The organism is Sphingobacterium sp. NGMCC 1.201703, from assembly GCF_047784615.1.
Classification (GTDB): Bacteria; Bacteroidota; Bacteroidia; order Sphingobacteriales; family Sphingobacteriaceae; genus Sphingobacterium.
Genome location: NZ_JBLOHD010000009.1, coordinates 1 through 19,190, shown reverse-complemented (window position 1 = coordinate 19,190; position 19,190 = coordinate 1). Strand labels below are relative to the sequence as shown.

General features: G+C 42.6%; 16 protein-coding genes and 3 tRNA genes. 8 read left to right on the top strand and 11 right to left on the bottom strand.

The features are described 5' to 3' along the window. Positions 1-150: 150 nt before the first annotated feature. The 5 genes from ACK8HY_RS18675 to upp all read right to left on the bottom strand — a co-directional run bounded on the left by ACK8HY_RS18675 (position 151) and on the right by upp (position 3,141). The gene (locus ACK8HY_RS18675; RefSeq protein ID WP_077438022.1) at positions 151-561 is read right to left on the bottom strand and encodes a BrxA/BrxB family bacilliredoxin; all 411 of its coding nucleotides are present in this window, start codon (positions 559-561) and stop codon (positions 151-153) included. Positions 562-707: 146 nt separating this feature from the next. Next, entirely contained in the window at positions 708-1,241 is a 534-nt protein-coding gene (locus ACK8HY_RS18670; protein ID WP_416134454.1) for an AAA family ATPase, read from the bottom strand. Positions 1,242-1,263: 22 nt separating this feature from the next. Next, positions 1,264-1,866 (bottom strand): nicotinamide riboside transporter PnuC, encoded by a 603-nt coding sequence (gene pnuC, locus ACK8HY_RS18665; RefSeq protein WP_416134453.1) that lies wholly within the window; start codon positions 1,864-1,866, stop codon positions 1,264-1,266. 50 nt (positions 1,867-1,916) lie between these two features. Further along, on the bottom strand, positions 1,917-2,390 hold the full coding sequence (locus ACK8HY_RS18660; RefSeq protein WP_077438020.1) for a ribonuclease H-like YkuK family protein: 474 nt from the start codon (positions 2,388-2,390) through the stop codon (positions 1,917-1,919). Positions 2,391-2,493: 103 nt separating this feature from the next. Next, positions 2,494-3,141 (bottom strand): uracil phosphoribosyltransferase, encoded by a 648-nt coding sequence (gene upp / locus ACK8HY_RS18655; RefSeq protein ID WP_077438019.1) that lies wholly within the window; start codon positions 3,139-3,141, stop codon positions 2,494-2,496. Positions 3,142-3,425: 284 nt separating this feature from the next. On the opposite strand from upp, the gene uvrB reads away from it, so the two are divergent. From uvrB to ACK8HY_RS18635, 4 genes are all read left to right on the top strand, one after another. Continuing rightward, on the top strand, positions 3,426-5,459 hold the full coding sequence (gene uvrB, locus ACK8HY_RS18650; RefSeq protein ID WP_416134452.1) for an excinuclease ABC subunit UvrB: 2,034 nt from the start codon (positions 3,426-3,428) through the stop codon (positions 5,457-5,459). A gap of 442 nt (positions 5,460-5,901) precedes the next feature. Then, positions 5,902-6,933 carry a glutamate 5-kinase gene (gene proB / locus ACK8HY_RS18645; RefSeq protein ID WP_077438017.1) on the top strand — a complete coding sequence of 344 codons (1,032 nt, stop codon included), beginning with the start codon at positions 5,902-5,904 and terminating at the stop codon, positions 6,931-6,933. After that, positions 6,930-8,180 carry a glutamate-5-semialdehyde dehydrogenase gene (locus ACK8HY_RS18640; protein WP_416134451.1) on the top strand — a complete coding sequence of 417 codons (1,251 nt, stop codon included), beginning with the start codon at positions 6,930-6,932 and terminating at the stop codon, positions 8,178-8,180. The genes proB and ACK8HY_RS18640 overlap by 4 nt, the downstream gene beginning before the upstream one ends. Before the next feature lie 36 nt (positions 8,181-8,216). Beyond that, on the top strand, positions 8,217-8,594 hold the full coding sequence (locus tag ACK8HY_RS18635) for a hypothetical protein (protein WP_416134450.1): 378 nt from the start codon (positions 8,217-8,219) through the stop codon (positions 8,592-8,594). A 59-nt stretch (positions 8,595-8,653) separates the two neighbouring features. Here ACK8HY_RS18635 and ACK8HY_RS18630 read toward each other — a convergent pair whose 3' ends face one another. Continuing rightward, a complete protein-coding gene (locus tag ACK8HY_RS18630) occupies positions 8,654-9,790 on the bottom strand; it encodes an acyl-CoA dehydrogenase (protein ID WP_416134449.1) in 1,137 nt (378 codons plus the stop codon). 285 nt (positions 9,791-10,075) lie between these two features. On the opposite strand from ACK8HY_RS18630, the gene ACK8HY_RS18625 reads away from it, so the two are divergent. Further along, on the top strand, positions 10,076-10,711 hold the full coding sequence (locus ACK8HY_RS18625) for a peroxiredoxin (RefSeq protein ID WP_121125603.1): 636 nt from the start codon (positions 10,076-10,078) through the stop codon (positions 10,709-10,711). A gap of 322 nt (positions 10,712-11,033) precedes the next feature. Here the strand turns inward: ACK8HY_RS18625 and ACK8HY_RS18620 are convergent, their stop codons facing one another. Then, on the bottom strand, positions 11,034-12,140 hold the full coding sequence (locus tag ACK8HY_RS18620) for a S1C family serine protease (RefSeq protein ID WP_416134448.1): 1,107 nt from the start codon (positions 12,138-12,140) through the stop codon (positions 11,034-11,036). Between the two features lie 24 nt (positions 12,141-12,164). Next, entirely contained in the window at positions 12,165-12,737 is a 573-nt protein-coding gene (locus ACK8HY_RS18615) for an RNA polymerase sigma factor (RefSeq protein ID WP_077438011.1), read from the bottom strand. Between the two features lie 289 nt (positions 12,738-13,026). Here ACK8HY_RS18615 and ACK8HY_RS18610 point away from each other — a divergent pair, with 289 nt between their 5' ends. The 3 genes from ACK8HY_RS18610 to ACK8HY_RS18600 all read left to right on the top strand — a co-directional run bounded on the left by ACK8HY_RS18610 (position 13,027) and on the right by ACK8HY_RS18600 (position 18,841). Beyond that, complete coding sequence (locus ACK8HY_RS18610; RefSeq protein WP_416134447.1) at positions 13,027-17,076, top strand: glycoside hydrolase family 2 TIM barrel-domain containing protein; 4,050 nt, start codon at positions 13,027-13,029, stop codon at positions 17,074-17,076. Positions 17,077-17,326: 250 nt separating this feature from the next. Continuing rightward, positions 17,327-18,568, top strand: coding sequence for an MFS transporter (locus ACK8HY_RS18605; protein ID WP_139351215.1), 1,242 nt, complete (start codon positions 17,327-17,329; stop codon positions 18,566-18,568). Positions 18,569-18,616: 48 nt separating this feature from the next. Next, positions 18,617-18,841, top strand: coding sequence for a (4Fe-4S)-binding protein (locus tag ACK8HY_RS18600; protein ID WP_077438008.1), 225 nt, complete (start codon positions 18,617-18,619; stop codon positions 18,839-18,841). Positions 18,842-18,901: 60 nt separating this feature from the next. Here ACK8HY_RS18600 and ACK8HY_RS18595 read toward each other — a convergent pair. The 3 genes from ACK8HY_RS18595 to ACK8HY_RS18585 form a co-directional block, all read right to left on the bottom strand. Then, positions 18,902-18,978 (bottom strand) — tRNA-Asp (locus ACK8HY_RS18595). A 25-nt stretch (positions 18,979-19,003) separates the two neighbouring features. Beyond that, a tRNA-Asp gene (locus ACK8HY_RS18590) sits at positions 19,004-19,077 on the bottom strand. A gap of 31 nt (positions 19,078-19,108) precedes the next feature. Then, a tRNA-Asp gene (locus tag ACK8HY_RS18585) sits at positions 19,109-19,185 on the bottom strand. Positions 19,186-19,190: the final 5 nt, after the last annotated feature.

Sequence of the window (19,190 nt, the reverse complement as noted above, 5' to 3'; positions counted from 1 at the left end):
ATAAACTGACTAAGGGCAGTGGCATACTACGACAGTATTTTGCTTGGGAGATCGGCGAGGGCGATTGTTAAATCTCGAAGCTGTCTGATAACAAAAAAGGCTATCCAAATAACTCGGAAAGCCTTTTAATTCAAAAATCAAAATACGTGATTAACAGTACTCGTCAAATGCAGCAACTAAATTGTCCGCAATCATTTGTGCCGGGCGACCTTCAATCATATGTCTTTCAATCATGTGTACCAATTTACCATCTTTGAATAAAGCCATTGCTGGAGAAGATGGAGGGTAAGGTAACATGTAGTTACGCGCTGTGTTAACAGCATCAGTTTCCATACCTGCGAAGACAGTAACTAATTTTGCAGGATGTTTTTCGTTTTTTACAGCGGCTTTTGCTGCAGGACGTGCGTTTGCTGCAGCACAGCCACAAACGGAGTTAACAACCACAAAAACTGTTCCTTCTGAAGCGATCGCGTTATCAACTGCTTCTGGTGTTTTTAATTCTTCGAATCCCGCATCAACTAACTCTTGACGCATTGGAGCTACTAAATATTCTGGATACATTATTTCTTAAGTAAAATGTTAATATTCTAATTTTAATGGTATAATGCTGCTACATGACATTTTAAACCATGTTGTTCGCTAGGCTAGCATCATACTTTACAGATACAAATATAGCTGTAAAAGGCTGCTTCGTCAAGGTGCTTGTCTCAAATCAATGTCAGAAAATCGTTAACAGCTGTTAAGCCATTTTCAAGTCGCTGTTTGCCCGCACCCGAGATGATCCGATATTGACCATTGATAGCGTTTAACTCCGTTTTCCAGACTTCCAAGAAATAATCTCGCTGCTCGGGGAAATCTCTGAGGGGATCGTCTTGCCAGGGCAGGTCGATATTCATAAGCAAGTAGAGGTCATACGGATGCTGTTGGATCTTGTCGGTGACCTCTTTCGGGGTATGCTTGAATAGATAATCAGACCAGATTTTCACGGTCATAAAAGTCGTGTCGCAAATCAGGATATTTTCCTTTGCCAAGGGGAGAAGGGCTTCTTCCAAAGCAAGCTGTCCATAAAACATGTTGACCTCATCCTGTAAGGTATATTTATTATTGAGGCTTTGGCAGTAGTAGCGCGAATATTCCGGTACGCAGACTGTTTGGAATTTTTCAGCCAGATATTTTGCCATGGTTGACTTGCCTGTAGATTCTGGACCTACAACAGCGATTTTTATTAACTCTTTTCCCACATCCTTTTTTTGATAGGCAATATTACGCAAAATTTTTATAGGTTTTTTGCCAGTCACGATAACCGTTCCACGCAATAATAGCAAATACGAGATAGAGAACGGCTGTTAGCATTAACTGCTTGTGTATATACAGTGGAATGTAGCAGATGTCGACGAAAACCCAGAGCAGCCAATTCTGAAGTACTTTTCTCGTCATGAGAAACTGGGCCACAAAGCTGACCGAGGTGCAGAATGCATCAATATAAGGTACATCGGAATTTGTTTCGCTGTCCAGGAGGTATCCGATGGCTGTTGTCAAGCCGATAATGGCTAGTATGCTCAGGAGGAGTTGATTTCTATTGGCCTTAACAATTGGTTTCTTATTTTCCTCCCTTCGCTTATGCCAGTAATACCAGCCGTATATGGCTGTGGATAGAAAATAAAATTGCAATACGGTATCGCCGTAAAGCCTGGCATCATAAAAAAGAATGGCATAGGACAACACACTGATGATACTAATGGGCCAGTTCCATATGTTCTGCTTTGCCGCCAAATAAACACAAAGAAAGCCCGTCAGTGTGCCTAACCATTCAAGCCAAGGGGTTTGGGCAAATTGACGCGCAATCTGCTGAAAAAAATCTTGCATCTGGTGTATTAAAATTACACCTAAAGATACAAAGTCTGTCCAATAGTCAGCTACTGCACCTGTTTATTGGCACAGTTGGTACTTGCAAAAGACTCCGGTTTTGCCTTAAATACGAACCCCATACCCATAATATACCCCATGGCCTCTTTGAGGGCTACATTTGATTGAAAATTTGGATTGGTGTTGATGTCGGCGTGGACTTCGAGGTCTACTTTGTATTTTTCGAGGAGGGGGCAGAGTTGGTAGGCGATGTCGATGGATTTTTGGACTTCGAGCAGCATCCGTTCTTTAATACTCATTCGGTGATGCCTTTTGTCCCGTTGGATAAACATAAATCCACCTTTATGTTCCCGGAGAAAGACGATGACGGTGGCGAAGTCGATGATTCCCCTTTTGACCTGGGAATCGGTGCCGATATAAACCTTGAGCTTATTCCCGAGGGCATCTTCTCGTTTAATGACTTCTTCAACAGCATCGAAAATCGTGGAGCGAATGGATTCGCCATTGTATTTTTGCCATCTCATAGTGGTATAAATTAGATATAAAAAAATTAAACTTCATCATTGACATAAATTTACTGAATTTCAATGAAGTAAGCGTTAATTTAATTTTAAATAATTATCCACATTAATGGAGTTTTTCACCATAGGCTAGATCTCCGGCATCGCCAAGCCCCGGTACAATATATGCTTTTGTTGTCAGTTCATGGTCGACATCGCCCACCCAAATATGTGCTGTAGGAACAAAAGCTTTGACATGGTTTAATCCTTCTTCCGATGCGATTGCAGCAACGATATGCAATTCCTTGATTTCATATTCGGCTAGAAGATCTTTGCAGCATAAGACGAGGCTTTTTCCGGTTGCCAGCATCGGATCGACGATGATAACTGTTCTATTGTCTAAATTCGGTGTATTCACATATTCTTTATGAACCTCAAACTCACCGCTCTTCTTGGTGTGCCGGTAGGCCGCGATAAAGGTGTTGTCGGCTTGGTCGAAGATATTTAACAGCCCTTGATGGAAGGGAAGTCCAGCCCTTAGGATGGTAGCCAATACTGGCTGTTCCATCAATAGGTGCGTTTTGGCAACACCAAGCGGGGTTTCGACTTCTACAGGTTTAAAAGCCATAGTTTTGCTGATCTCATAGGCAAATACTTCTCCGAGTCGTTCCAGATTCCGTCGGAAACGCATACGGTCCCGCTGAACCGTTACATCTCTCAATTCTGCAATAAAATGATTTGCAATGCTATTTTGGGTAGATAGAATAGTGACCATGGCGTGCTTGCTAGTTCTGTTAAAGCTAAAGATAGTAAATAATCAACTGAAAGTAATAACATCTTCGGCATAATTATAGTTTGATATAAAATGGTAAAAAAATTAGTAAATTTGTGTGTAGACCATCTGATATATGGCCCTAGATCATTGTTGCACAATCGCAACGTTAGTAGATTACATCATGGAGTTTGTGTGACGGATTTTTTTAGCAGAAATGCAGTAACACACCTGCTATGATGTTTAGCGAAAGGTCGAAATAGTTTTCTTTAAGAAATAGGAATTGTATGAAATTTGAATTAACATCAGAGTATAGACCGACAGGTGATCAGCCAGAGGCAATCAAAGAATTGGTAGCAGGTGTGGAGCAGGGCGAGCAATATCAGACACTTCTGGGGGTTACGGGATCCGGTAAAACATTTACCGTAGCCAATGTAATTCAGGAAACACAAAAGCCAACGCTGATATTGAGTCATAATAAAACATTGGCTGCACAGCTGTATGGTGAATTCAAACAGTTCTTCCCGAATAATTCGGTCAATTACTTTGTCTCTTATTATGATTATTATCAGCCTGAAGCATTTATAGCCTCCACAAATACCTATATAGAAAAAGATCTGGCGATCAACGAAGAAATCGAGAAACTGCGATTGGCGACGACTTCTGCATTGATGTCCGGACGACGGGATATTGTTGTGGTCTCTTCGGTATCCTGTATTTATGGTATGGGAAACCCGGAAGATTTCTCACGGTCAATTTTTCGTTTTGGCGTAGGGATGACAATTACGCGAAATGCTTTTTTACATAAATTGGTTGAAATTCTCTATTCCAGAACAACAACAGAGTTTAAGCGCGGTACATTTCGTGTTAAAGGAGATACCGTAGACGTGTATCCGGCTTACCTGGATTTTGCGATCCGTATTTCATTTTTTGGCGATGAGATTGATGAATTGAGTGAGATCGATCCCGTATCTGGTAAGACCTTGAACAAAATGGAAGATCTAGCGCTTTTTCCTGCGAACCTTTTCGTTACACCGAAAGAGAAATTTAAGGAATCGATCTGGGCTATACAGGATGAATTGATGCAGCGTAAGACGCAATTGGAGGAGGAGGGGCTTATGCTGGAAGCCAAACGTTTGGAAGAGCGGGTGAACTATGATCTGGAAATGATGCGCGAATTGGGCTATTGTTCCGGGATAGAAAATTATTCCCGATTCTTTGATGGCAGAAAGCCGGGTATGCGCCCTTTCTGTTTACTCGATTATTTTCCGGAAGACTACCTGCTTGTTATTGATGAAAGCCATGTTACCTTGCCTCAATTACGGGCCATGTATGGTGGTGACCGTTCACGTAAGGTATCTTTAGTGGAACATGGCTTTCGATTGCCGGCAGCGTTGGACAATAGACCGCTGAATTTTCCGGAGTTTGAATCCTTGACCAATCAGACTATTTATGTTTCGGCGACTCCTGGAGATTATGAACTGCAGCAGACAGAAGGTGTTGTTGTTGAGCAGGTCATCCGTCCGACGGGTTTATTGGATCCGGTTATTGAAGTGCGTCCAGCCATCAATCAGGTGGATGACTTTTTGGAAGAGGTCGACAAGACTATTAAGGAAGGCGGTCGTGTCCTAGCGACGACGCTGACCAAACGGATGGCTGAAGAGTTATCCAAATACATGACCAAACTGAATCTGAAAGTACGTTATATACATTCGGAAATTAAAACCTTGGAACGGGTGGAGATTTTACGAGGATTACGTTTGGGAGAGTTCGATATTTTAGTGGGAGTAAATTTGCTTCGGGAGGGATTGGATCTGCCTGAAGTTACCCTTGTGGCTATTCTTGATGCCGATAAGGAAGGATTTTTACGTTCGGAGCGCTCGCTGATCCAAACTATCGGACGTGCTGCCCGGAATGATAAAGGACGGGTCATTATGTACGCTGATAAAATGACGGATAGTATGCGCGTAACAATAGACGAGACGAACCGACGCCGCGAGAAGCAGATGAATTATAACCTTGAGCATGGTATTACACCACGCACGGTTGGTAAGACCAGGGAAGAAATTCTGGAACAGACCTCTGTTGCTGATTTTTCAGGGGTTGAGCAGAAGATTTATGTTGAGCCTGATCCTACACAGGCTATTGCAGCTGATCCGGTCATGCAGTACCTCAGCGAGAAAGACCTGAAGAAAGCGATTGATAATGTCCGTAAGAAAATGGATAAAGCGGCAAAAGAAATGGATTTCTTGGAAGCAGCAAAATATCGTGATGAAATGTTCTCGTTGGAAAAGCTGTACGATGAACGTTTTTCATCGTAACTGACCGCTGAGCTGATTTATAAATGGGATTGTATCAAAATTGGTTTGCCAGTTGTGTTTCAGCTAAAACGTTGAAACTTTATTCAATAAAAAACAAAAGCGGCTATATTTTCCTACTGGAGTGTGGTCCTTTTGTTTTATGAAATTTTTAAAGCCGTTTCCCAACTTAATTCTGATTCGAGATCATCGCGCTCAATTAGATTATAAGAGCTATTTTCCTTTCGTGTTGTTCATCCTCCTATAATTCTTTGAATATCTGATTGCCGGGGCGACTACTTTTATTTCTTGCTGTCTTTTTGATATCTTTTTTGCGAAGACTTTTACTCAGATAAAATCAGCTGGCATTTTATTGCTCAATATTGTTCAAATATTAACATATTTTGCAAAAATTGAATTCTTCTCAGTAAATTAGAGCTTTAATCTAAACTAAAGCATACTTACGATGAAAAAGCCTATTCTCGTTGTCAAATTTGGATCGGCTTCTATTACCACGAAAGAGGGAGAAGTTGATGAACGTATTGTTTTGGAGATTGCCAGACAGATTGCCGCCTTGCAGAAGAAGTACAATATTGTCCTGGTGTCTTCAGGGGCTGTTGCTGCCGGCAAGCGTTTTCTCCCCAGTTATACAGGTACGCTGTCTGAACGGAAGGCAGCTGCTGCTATCGGAAATCCGATATTGATTAATACGTATTCCACCTATTTCAGGCCTTTTAAGATTTCCTTGGCACAAAGCCTATGTGAAAGGCATCACTTCTCTAACCGGGATCAGTTCCTCCAGCTAAAGAATACTTATGAGGAACTATGGCGTAGTAATGTGATCCCAATTGCGAATGAGAATGACGTGGTGAGTAATAAAGAACTGAAGTTTTCTGATAACGATGAACTGGCCACACTGATCGCAGTTGGGTTTGGGGCTGAAAAATTGCTGTTTAGTACTTCAGTTCCTGGAGTATTGGATGCAAATAATAAAATTATAGAGACTATTGAAGCCATTGACAGGAATATTCTGGGATTGGCGAGAAAGGATAAATCTGCAGTGGGATTAGGGGGGATGACCTCAAAACTGAACTTTGCGCGTCTTGCCAATCAGATGGGAATTGAAGTAGTTATTTTTAGCATGCAGACCGAAGATGCAATCACAAAAGCCATTAAACACGAGACAGGTACTTTGTGTTTGCCTGAGCGTAAAAAGATCTCTTCGCGAAAAAAATGGCTGGCCAGTGGAAGCTTAATTAAGGGCGAATTGATGATTGATCGTGGCGCTGAGGAAGCTCTGTTAAAACATAAAAGCTTACTGGCTGTCGGGGTAACCCGTATTGTTGAGCATTTTGAGAAAGGGGAGGTACTGAATATCGTGAACCTCGAAGGTCTAACCGTTGCCGTTGCCCGGGCAAAAACGGATTCATCTTTGTTATCCCAGTCCAGTAAAAAGAATTTAGAAATTGCACATGCAAATGATATCGTATTGTTATGAGTGAATCAATAATTGAACAACTGAAGGCAGCTACCAAGGCGAAACAATTCTTGCAAGAATTTGCTCCTGACGCGAAAAAAGCAACTTTAAAGGCAATCGCTGCGGCACTTGTTAAAGAAGAGGCGCTCATCCTGCAGGCTAATAAAATAGATTTGGATCGTATGGATGATGAAGATCCTAAAAAAGACCGTCTTCTGTTGAACAGCGATCGTTTGCGCGCACTATCAGAAAGCGTAAGCCAGATTGCTGATCTACCGGATCCGACCGATCAGCTGTTGCTGAAGAAGGTGCTGCCAAATGGACTGGAAATAGAGAAAATAACTGTTCCCCTTGGTGTTGTTGGCGTTATCTATGAATCCAGGCCAAATGTCACGATAGATGTTGCAGCGCTCTGTATCCAATCTGGCAATGTTTGTTTGTTGCGGGGAGGTTCTGATGCGTGCTATACAAATGAGGCCTTGCTGAAGGTTATTCATGATATTCTGGAGGAACAGGGAATACCGAAGGACATTGTGCAATTGTTGCCGGTCGATCGCAAACATGTGGCCGAATTACTGGAAGCAACCAAGTATGTAGATATTATTATTCCACGTGGTTCACAGTCCCTGATCGATTTTGTTCGGGCAAATGCAAAAGTTCCGGTGATCGAAACAGGTGCGGGGGTATGTCATACCTATGTGGATCAAACGGCTGATCTCGACATGGCAGCACGTATTGTGGCCAACGCGAAGATCTCCCGACCATCGGTCTGTAATTCTTTAGACACGGTCATCGTGGATGAGGCGGTGGCGCCGGATTTTTTAAATAAATTAGCACCCTATCTCGAAAATGCCGCGGTAGAAGTGTTTGCGGATCCGCTGGCATTTGAGCTATTGACGCAGCAACGATTTTCAAATTTAGTGGCCGCTGAAGAGGCAGATTTTGGAAGAGAATTTCTAGATTTGAAGTGTTCCATAAAAACAGTCAACGGATTGGACGAAGCACTGGAACATATCGAAAAGTATTCATCAAAACATTCGGAATGTATTGTATCTTCGAACGAAGGGACTATCGAACGATTTTTGAATGCAGTAGATGCAGCCGCGGTATATGCGAATGCCTCCACCCGTTTTACGGATGGCGGGGAATTTGGATTGGGGGCGGAAATAGGTATTTCGACACAGAAACTTCATGCGCGCGGACCCTTTGCATTGGAAAAGCTGGTAACGGAAAAATGGATTGTCAGGGGTAATGGACAGATTCGGTAAGAATAGACAATGGGAATAAGTTTTAAAAAAGATTTAATGGTACGTTGGGTCGAAGACATTGGAAAATTTCTTCGTATCTGGATTGACGGTTATGATGCTTTTGCCGAACCGACGGATCCGTCGGTATTTGCTGATGCCTATCAGAAGTTTTTTGAAAGAGATCGGATTTTTTATTTGGGTCTCTCGGAAGACGAACTCGCAACTTACGCAAAAGAACAGTTGCAGGTTCAGCAGCTGCATCCACTGGCATTGACCTTGCTCTTTGATGGGTTGAATACAGGAGCGGAAGAACAGCAGAATTTATTGCGAAAAGCAAAGTTCATGTTAAATTTGGCAATGGCTGAAACGGCGAGTTTTTCTTTTCAGGATTATCAGTACCTTGCAATGATCGATAATAAATTGAATACCCCATAAAAAAACCTGTCCGCTCATAAAGCGGACAGGTTTTTTATTTAAGCTATGCTATCAATAGTCTAGCGAAGGATTTCCCTTGCGATGACCAAACGTTGTATCTCCGATGTCCCTTCGTAAATTTGGGTGATCTTCGCATCACGCATAAGCCTTTCCACATGATATTCTTTTACATAGCCGTAACCCCCGTGTACCTGTACAGCTTCGACCGTATGTTTCATGGCTACCTCAGAAGCATGCAGTTTGGCCATTGCAGCTTCTTTTCCATAGGGTAGGCCTTGGTCTTTGGTCCACGCAGCCTTATAGGTTAGCAAGCGGGCTGTTTCGATATCGACTTCCATATCGGCCAGTTTAAATTGGATGGCCTGATGTTCTGAAATAGGTTTACCAAAAGTCTTGCGTTCCTTGGCATAGGCAAGCGCAAGATTATATGCACCAGCTGCGATGCCCAAGGCCTGCGCCGCGATGCCTATGCGCCCACCATCGAGGGTTTTCATGGCAAATTTAAATCCAAATCCATCTTCACCGATGCGATTCACTTTGGGCACTTTGACGTCTGAAAACAGCAGGGAATGGGTATCCGAACTGCGGATCCCTAATTTATTTTCCTTTGGTCCTATAGTGAATCCCGGTAAGCCCTTTTCCACAATCAACACATTGATACCTTTATGACCTTTTTCTGGATGCGTCTGTGCGATGACAAGGTAGATGTCCGCATGACCACCGTTTGTAATCCAATTTTTAGTGCCATTCAACAGATAATGGTCGCCTTTGTCTTCGGCAATTGTATGTTGCGAGGAGGCGTCCGATCCCGCCTCAGGCTCCGAAAGCGCAAATGCGCCCAGTTTCTCTCCCTTGGCGAGCGGAACGAGGTACTTTTGCTTTTGCTCCTCGGTTCCATAAGCATTGAGTCCATAAAGCACTAATGAATTATGGGCGGAAACAATAACGGCTGCGGATGCATCAATCTTGGCGATCTCTTCTAATACAAGCACATAGGCTAAGGTATCCATGCCGGCGCCGCCGTAGGCTTCAGGCGTCATGATTCCCATAAAGCCCAGTTCGGCCATTTGTTTGACAAAATCGGTAGGGAATTGGGCCTCCTCATCCCGTTGTATGACACCTGCTTTCAGTTCCTGGGCAAACTCCCGTGCCGCATCACGGATCATTTTATGCTCTTCGCTTAATTCAAAGTTCATGATATCTCAATTTTTATGGTCTATAACTTATCATAACTGTAACTCTTTACAAATCACCACGAAGCAAAAATGTTTTTAAAATCGCAGTAGGAGCGCTAATTTCAATCATTTGTTGAGGAAATAGTTCGCTTATACTCAAATATACTAAATATATGTTATGCTTGCATAGTATTTTAGCTTTGTTTTTCATCTGAATCTAAAAAAATAGGGAATTATTTGTTTGCTAAATTTAATCTACTATATTTGTAGAGTATGTAGTTTTGAACATATTTAAAAGATAAGATTATGAGTTTAAGATTAGGAGACGAAGCGCCAAATTTTAAAGCGCAAACGACTATTGGTGAAATAGATTTTCACGATTATATTAAAGATAGCTGGGTGGTGTTTTTTTCACATCCATCTGATTATACACCTGTATGTACAACAGAGCTAGGCCGCACGGCGAAATTGAAATCTGAATTTGACAAAAGAGGAGTTAAAGCAATTGCCTTGAGTGTAGACAACGTAACCGATCATTTGAACTGGATCAAGGATATCAATGAAACACAGCAAACAGAAGTGAATTTTCCGGTTATAGCCGATGAAGATCGACACATTTCCGAGCTGTATGATATGATTCATCCGAACGCTTCTTTGACAGCTACTGTACGTTCGGTGTTCATTATCGGCCCGGATAAAAAGATAAAGTTGACATTGACATATCCTGCATCTACAGGACGTAATTTTGATGAAATCTTACGTGTAATCGATTCATTGCAGCTCACCGCCGATTATCAGGTCGCAACACCAGCTGACTGGAAACATGGTGAAGACGTCATTGTTGTCCCTGCAATCAAAACGGAAGATATCCCAGCAAAATTTCCGAAAGGATTTAAGGAAATCAAACCTTATTTAAGAACAACTCCACAGCCTAATTTATAATCAATTAGGTGAAATTCTTATAAAAAGAGGGAGCGTCCTGTAAGAAAGGATGCTCCCTCTTTGATTTTGTCCAGGTCCTACAATAGCTCTTATCGAGTGCCCATCGCAGGGAATCTCCTTTTTTGGATAGTTTCTTTTGTTATTGGATAGTTTCTTTTATTAGATCCTATGTCATAGGAACTGTGAACCTTAAATTGGAGCTAGGGGAACAAGTCATTATTTGCATCGAAATCACTGGGCTGGAGGTGAATATTGCCCTGGCAAAAAAAGAAAAGGCGATACTTAAGTACCGCCTTTTCTATAAACATTAAAGATCGAAGTCTTAGTAGACTTTAACCATATAAATATAGTCTTGTAATTTTTTGATCTGTTCGGTTCTCGGTAAACCTGCCAATGTATTCTTCCGGTTGATTTTTACACCTGCGCTTAACGAATCACTAGGGATATCTGCAAGCGCATTCATGATTGACTTGGTTTTGATGGCAAAAGCAGCTCCATCTATTCCTCGCTGTTTACCGGAGATAATACCGATCACATTACCTCTGCTATCCAATACAGGACCACCGCTGTTGCCGGGATTGACCGGAACAGATATCTGATAGGCAATGGTGTCACCGGCATAACCTGTCGACGAGCTTAAGTATCCTTGGCCATATACTGCTTCATCACGCGGGAAGCCGATAGTGTAGATATCTTCTCCTAAATCCGAAGTAGAGGTTTTGAAGGTATAAGGCAAGCTTTTAGCCTTTTTAAAGTTTTTATCGGCGATATATAGAATTGCTAAATCTTTGCTGGCATCGCTGTGAACGACCTGTGCTTTGTAAGATTCTCCTTTGCTGTTTTGCAGGTAAATGGAGTCAGCACCACTGACCACGTGATAATTGGTCACCACATAACCATCCGTTGTCAACATAAAGCCGGTTGCACCAAATTGGCTTTCGCTACTTTTAACCGATTTTTTATCGTTGATATCTTTTATGGCGGCGTTATGTGCGTTGACGTTCTTTTTGACATTGTTCATGTCGCGACGCAAGGCACTGTAATCCGATGAGGCCTTCTCTAGGTTGCTATAATAACCACTCAGCCATAAGGTGCCAAATACCGCAAATACTGCCACAACTGCAGCTACCAATGAGCTGGCTTTGATCCGTTCCCAAAGTGATATAACGGTGGATTGTTTTATCGGAACCACTTTAGTGGCTGTACCTTGGGATTTATGATATTCCTTGGCTGAGTTGGCCAATACTTTTTTGAAGTCAAGCCTTTGGCTAGTTTCCTTCATATTGGCAACAAAGTCGCTGTGTTGTTGTAATTGGGCAGCATAAGACGGGTTTTCAGCACAAAAAGCTTCGAACGCTGCTTTTTCTGCTGCAGATAACTCTCCGCGCAGATATTGGTCAGCCAATTCGAAAAATTCTTTTTGATTCATTGTTCCCATGGTGTTACTCAAATGTTAATCTGTTGAAAAAAATATTTTTTTCAGCCTTTGCAGGCATTTATATTTTTGAGTCTTGGCGTTATCTGTATTGGTATAACCAAATTTCTCACAGATGTCCTGCATCGAGTGGTTCAAGATATAGAAGTCATGTAAGATTGTCTTACAAGGTTCCCCCATTTTCTCTAGCGCAAGTTCCATTTGATCAAACTTCTTCTCAAGCTCTTGATGCTGTTGTAAGTCTTCTTCCTCGAATAAGGAGTCCTCATAACCGCTAATGTCACTATTGTTAAAACCAGTACGATTGAGTTGTTTTAGCCAAAGCCTTCTGCAAATCGAGTAAAGATATGTTTTGAGTTTGCTGCTGAGTTCAAAGTCGCCTTTGGCAACTTTATCATAAAGCACAATCACAGCCTCTTGAAAGATATCCTTTGCTTCATCCTCACTTCCATTGTTTTGCAGTATCATATGACTTATGGATGGATAGTATCGTTTATAGATACTGTCTATCGCCAAGCTATTGCCTTTTTTAAGGCCTTCAATGATCTGCTCATCATTTTCTAGCAGGACTGATTTACTGAATTTACTCACCTATTAATACCTTAATGCCTAAATTGTAACCCTTTGAAAAATGAAAATCTTCAAAATATTTTCAAACGTAAACTTTTATTTGTTTAATGCGAAATCTAAGCCCAAAAATACTGCTTATTCCCTGAAACCGAAAGCATTTGTTTTTGCGCCTACATTCGGATACGCTTAGAATCCACAATTGTTTTTCCATGTATCGAAAAAGTTTCGCAATCGAGTGCTTTAATAATCTGCTTGTTATTCCTCTAAAATGAAGTTACATTTGGTTTCCTGAACTAAAATGCTTAAATACATGATGTTAAGAAAATCCATTATTTTTTCAACCTTACTGGCCTCTTTGCTGTCCCTGCATTCGACCTCAATCATAGGGCAGACTTCCACGGCTCCTATTGCAGGATTTCAGTATGGAGATATGTTATCGCCAAAAGGAAACGAATGGGAATCACCGCAATTGCTCTCACTGAATAAGGAATTGCCACATGCTTCGTTCTTCTCCTTTTCAAACGTTGAAACTGCGAGAAAAGTACTTCCCGAGCATAGTAACTTTTGGCGCTCACTCAACGGTTCCTGGAAGTTCCATTGGGTAAAAACGCCCGAAGAACGGCCAAAAGAATTTTACGAGCCCAACTATGATGTCACGACTTGGGAGACTGTGCCCGTTCCAATGAGCTGGAATATCTTCGGTATTCAGAAGGATGGCAGTTTAAAATATGGTGTGCCTATCTATACCAATCAGCGCGTGATTTTTCAGCATCAGGTGAAGGTTGATGACTGGCGCGGTGGGGTGATGCGCACACCTCCACAAGATTGGACGACTTATGTATACCGCAATGAAGTCGGATCATACCGTCGTAATTTTACGGTCCCCAAAGATTGGGATGGACGTGAGGTATTTCTCAATTTTGACGGAGTAGATTCATTTTTCTACCTTTGGGTGAATGGGAAATATGTCGGTTTTTCAAAAAATTCAAGAAACCTCGCTTCATTTAATATCTCCGCTTTCTTAAAAAAAGACGGGGAGAACGTTTTGGCCGTAGAAGTCTACCGCAGCTCGGACGCTTCATTCCTGGAAGCCCAGGATATGTTTCGCCTGCCGGGAATATTTCGCGATGTCTCCCTGACATCAGCTCCCAAAGTCCAAATTCGTGACCTTGCCGCAATTCCAACATTGGATGAGCGTTATGAAGATGGCGCATTGAAAATTACTGGTACTGTCCGCAATTTAAGCAATAAGAAAGCCAATGGGTATAAGCTTGTTTATTCGTTATATAAGAACAAACTGTATAGCGATGAAAATACGCTGGTTGATCAGGCTGAGGTGTCAGCCCTTGTTCCTGAATTGGAGGTAAAGGGATCCAATAGCACGGAAGCTTTATTAACGGTCAAGAATCCAGACAAATGGTCGGCTGAACTTCCTTATCGGTACACCCTGGTGGCGGAATTAAGGGATAAGAAAAATAAAACTGTTGAAACAGTCTCTACCTATGTCGGATTTCGAAAGGTTGAAATTAAAGATACCAAAGCCTCTGAGGATGAATTTGGTCTTGCTGGACGTTATTACTACGTCAACGGTAAAACAGTGAAGCTGAAAGGAGTGAACCGTCATGAGACAAATCCTAAACACGGAAAGGTGGTTACGCGGGAGCAGATGGAAGCTGAAATAAAACTGATGAAAAGCGCCAACATCAATCACGTCCGCAACTCACACTATCCAGAGCCACCGTACTGGTATTACCTCTGTGACAAATACGGCATCTACCTTGAGGACGAGGCTAATATTGAGAGTCATCAATACTATTATGGAAAGGAATCACTCTCTCATGTTCCGGAATGGAAAAATGCCCATGTAGCGCGGAATATCGAAATGGTGCATGCCACCATCAACCACCCTTCTATTGTGATCTGGTCACTTGGGAATGAGGCCGGTCCCGGAGATAATTTTGTGGCAGCTTATGATGCGATCAAAAAAATTGATACCTCCAGGCCTGTGCAATACGAACGCAATAATGCGATCGTGGATATGGGCTCAAATCAATATCCTTCGATTGACTGGGTCAGAGGGGCGGTCAAGGGAACCTATAAATTAAAATATCCTTTTCATATCTCTGAATACTCACACTCCATGGGTAATGCCGTCGGTAATTTAATTGATTATTGGGAAGCCATAGAGTCGACGAATTTCTTTATGGGGGGCGCAATCTGGGATTGGATTGACCAGGCTATGTATTATTATGATAAGAAAACCGGCGAACGGTTTTTAGCTTATGGCGGTGATTTTGGAGACAAGCCCAATGACGGTACATTTGTCAACAATGGATTGATCTTCGCCGATATGAAGCCCAAACCTCAATACTATGAGGTTAAAAAAGTCTATCAAAATGTAGCCGTTAAGGCTATCGATATGACGCAGGGAAAAATTGAGCTATTCAATAAAAACTATTTTAAAGATCTGAGTGATTATCAGGTTCAATGGTCACTGTTCAAAGATGGGGTTGTTGTTGCCGCAAGCGGTGGTACAATAGCTGCTGCTGATCTTCCCGATGCCCGAAAGAGAAAACAAGTTGTCCTGCCTATTGAATATGGTAAATTGGATGCAGGATCGGAATATTTTGTAAAAGTTCAGTTTTTGCTTAAGACAAATAAGCCATGGGCGAATAAGGGCTTTGTTCAGATGGAAGAGCAACTGTTTGTTAAAGCAGCAGAAAATAAACCGTTGATTTCGGCTGTTGCCAAAGGGAAAAATCCAGTTTTATTCAAAGAAGGTGAGCTGCAGATTGTTAAAGGAGATCAGTTTCTCGCGAAATTTGATAATAATACCGGATCAATCTACAGCTTAACATATGCAGGTAAGCAAATTATACGCGATGGGGAAGGGCCTAAACTGGATGCATTGCGTGCGCCCGTCGATAACGATAACTGGGCTTACCAGCAATGGTTTGAAAAGGGCTTACACAACTTAAAGCACAAAGTCTTGTCTTCCAATAGCTATACCAAGAAAGACGGGACTGTCGTTTTGGCGTTTACAATTGAGTCACAGGCTCCCTACGGTGCTTCCTTGTTAGGAGGAACATCAGGAACCTATACACTCAAAGAGCATACGGATAAACCATTTGGCAAGGATGATTTCAAATTTACTAGCAATCAGATCTGGACGATTTACAAAGATGGCTCGATTGAATTATCATCCAGTATTACTTCCAACAATGCATCTGTTGTACTGGCCAGGTTGGGTTATTCCTTGCAGTTGCCAGGTGAGTTTGGCAACTACACGTATTATGGACGTGGTCCGATCAATAATTATGCAGATCGTAAGACGGCGCAATTTATAGAACTGCATAAAAGCACTGTAAGAGATCAATTCGTAGCTTGGCCCAATCCGCAGAATATGAGTAATAACGAGGATGTCCGCTGGACATCCCTGACGAATAAGGAGGGACAGGGGGTAATCTTTATTGCGAAGGAACATCTTGCGACATCTGCGCTGGAATACAGTGAGCTGGAATTGACCTTTGCACCGCACCCGTATCAATTGCCAAAGAGCTCCGGCGTGCATGTGCACCTTGACGCTGCGGTCACCGGACTCGGGGGCAACAGTTGTGGACAGGGACCCCCATTGGAAAAAGATCGTGTGAAAGCCGCACCAACGTCAATAGGATTTATTATCCGCCCTGTACAGCAAAATGATTATCTGGCTAAAGCAGGGGTGGCTACAGCTGGTGATGCACCCATTTCATTCGCCAGAAGTTCCACAGGTGAGGTAGCTGTGCTTTCCGGAAATAAAGCAGAGACTGTACTGTACACGGTGAACAATGGAAAGGCAAATACCTACAAGAACCCTTTTGATCTGCGTCAAGGGGGAACAATAACGGCCTGGTACCAGGGGAATGAAAAACTAAAAGTGACACAGCAGTACAGCAAGATCGAGACGGTTCCGATGGACGTCGTCTTTGCTTCCAGCCAGGAGACCGGAGAAGGTGATGCCAAGAACCTGTTGGATGGCGATCCTACCTCAATCTGGCATACGATGTATTCAGTTACTGTCGCTCAATATCCGCATTGGGTTGATTTTGATGCCGCGAGTGTCAAGACGATCAAAGGTTTTACATTTTTGCCGAGAGCGGATGGCGCAAATGGCGATATCAAAGATTATAAAATTCAGATAAGTAAAGACGGTAAAAACTGGGAAGAGGTGATGTCGGGTACATTCGAGCGAAACAAGAAACTCAAAACCGTTCGCTTTGAGAAACCTGTCAAGGGACGTTATATCCGCTTTACGGCATTGAGCTCGCAGCGTGGCGATGATTTCGCTTCGGGAGCAGAATTTGCTGTTATTGCCGAGTAAAAAACAGGCTAAAAGCGATCAGAGCCAGCACCCTGTACACAGGAGTGCTGGCTTTTTTATTTTAGGAGTATGTGCCGCTAAGGAACTGAAACATGTCGAGGGCTCACGATATCCTAGTGGCGGATTTTGTAAAAAGTTGGACCTAAAGGTGTTAAAAGGCGTATTGAATAATTTTTATAAACTTATTGCGCAGAATGTTCCAGCGCTTATGTATTTTTAAACCAGTTTAAACCAAAATCACTATTATCGTATGGAAATAGATCAACAGGCGAATGCACCCTTTACGGCGTACCAGAAACTCGTGGTGTTTTTGCTGGCGATTACACAGTTTACCGTTGTACTTGATTTTATGGTCATGTCGCCGATGGGTGATATTTTGATGAAAGCCATCGACCTTAAGCCGGCTCAATTTGGTGTTGCGGTTTCAGCCTATGCATTTAGTGCCGGTGCATCGGGTTTACTGACAGCGGGTTTTGCCGATCGTTTTGACCGGAAGAAGCTCTTGCTGTTCTTTTACTCCGGTTTTATTGTCGGAACTTTTTTCTGTGGATTTGCCAATGGTTATTGGACTTTGGTTGCTGCCCGCGTGGTGACCGGTCTGTTTGGTGGTGTCATTGGTTCGATTTCCATGGCTATTATTACGGATATATTCACCTTGCAGCAAAGGGGGCGTGTTATGGGCTTTGTACAGATGGGCTTCGGCGCAAGTCAGGTGCTGGGAATTCCAATAGGCCTGTATATCGCAAACAACTGGGGCTGGCACAGTGCTTTTCTTTGGATCGCGGTCATGGCTTTGATTGTTGTCATCATTATTGCAGTTAAATTGATTCCTATTACTGCGCATATTGGTTTGCAGAAGCATCAATCGGCGCTGAAACACCTTTGGGCGACATTCTCTCAAAAGGAATACCGTATTGGTTTTCTAGCGACTGCACTACTCTCCATCGGAGGATATATGATGATGCCATTTGGAAGCGCTTTTGCCGTCAATAACCTGCATGTTAGCCATGAGCAACTTCCTCTATTATTTATGATTTCAGGTGTAGCCTCCTTGATTATTATGCCCATCGTTGGTAAATTGAGTGACCGTTACGATAAATTTAAAATCTTCGCATTTGCTTCGCTATGGCTGATGGTCGTGGTGTTGATCTATACCAATCTGGGAGTATCCCCGTTTTATCTTGTTGTCGTTTTGAATATTCTGATGATGGCTGGTATACTAAGCCGCATGACCCCTTCCTCGGCGCTGATCAGTGCAGTTCCTCAGATGAAGGATAGGGGCGCATTTATGAGCATTAGTTCGTCCCTACAGCAGCTTGCTGGGGGAGTGGCCGCGTCCCTTGCGGGTGTGATCATTGTACAGCCGACAAAAGAAAGTCCATTGGAGCATTATCCGACCTTGGGTATTATTGTTGTTCTGCTCTCTGTTGTGAGTATTTTTATGATCTATCGCGTCAGCAGGCTGATTAAACAAAGACGTCCGATTTCTTAAAACAAAATAGTTCTTATTGGTATTAGTAGTTCAGGAGAGATTTTTATTATGGAAGAAAAAATTGTTAAATATGCCCATCCCAATGGGGAGATCGACGTCCTTTGGATTCCCGAACGATGTGAACATGCTGCGGTCTGTGTTAAAAGTTTGCCACAGGTATATCATCCGAAAGATAGGCCCTGGATTACGGCTCAAAACGCAAGTACAGCCGAGCTGATCGACCAGATTAAACGCTGTCCTTCGGGAGCACTGCAGTATGAGTTGAAAAAATAGGCGTAGAGATTTGTGTAACAAAAAAAAGCATCATTTTATTCAAATGATGCTTTTTTTTGTTGGCGGTCTGGACGGGACTCGAACCCGCGACCCCATGCGTGACAGGCATGTATTCTAACCAGCTGAACTACCAGACCAACAAGATGTTTTTTAAAATTTTAGCGGTCTGGACGGGACTCGAACCCGCGACCCCATGCGTGACAGGCATGTATTCTAACCAGCTGAACTACCAGACCTAAAATCTTAAGGATTGTTTTTAATAATTTTTGGCGGTCTGGACGGGACTCGAACCCGCGACCCCATGCGTGACAGGCATGTATTCTAACCAGCTGAACTACCAGACCTAAAA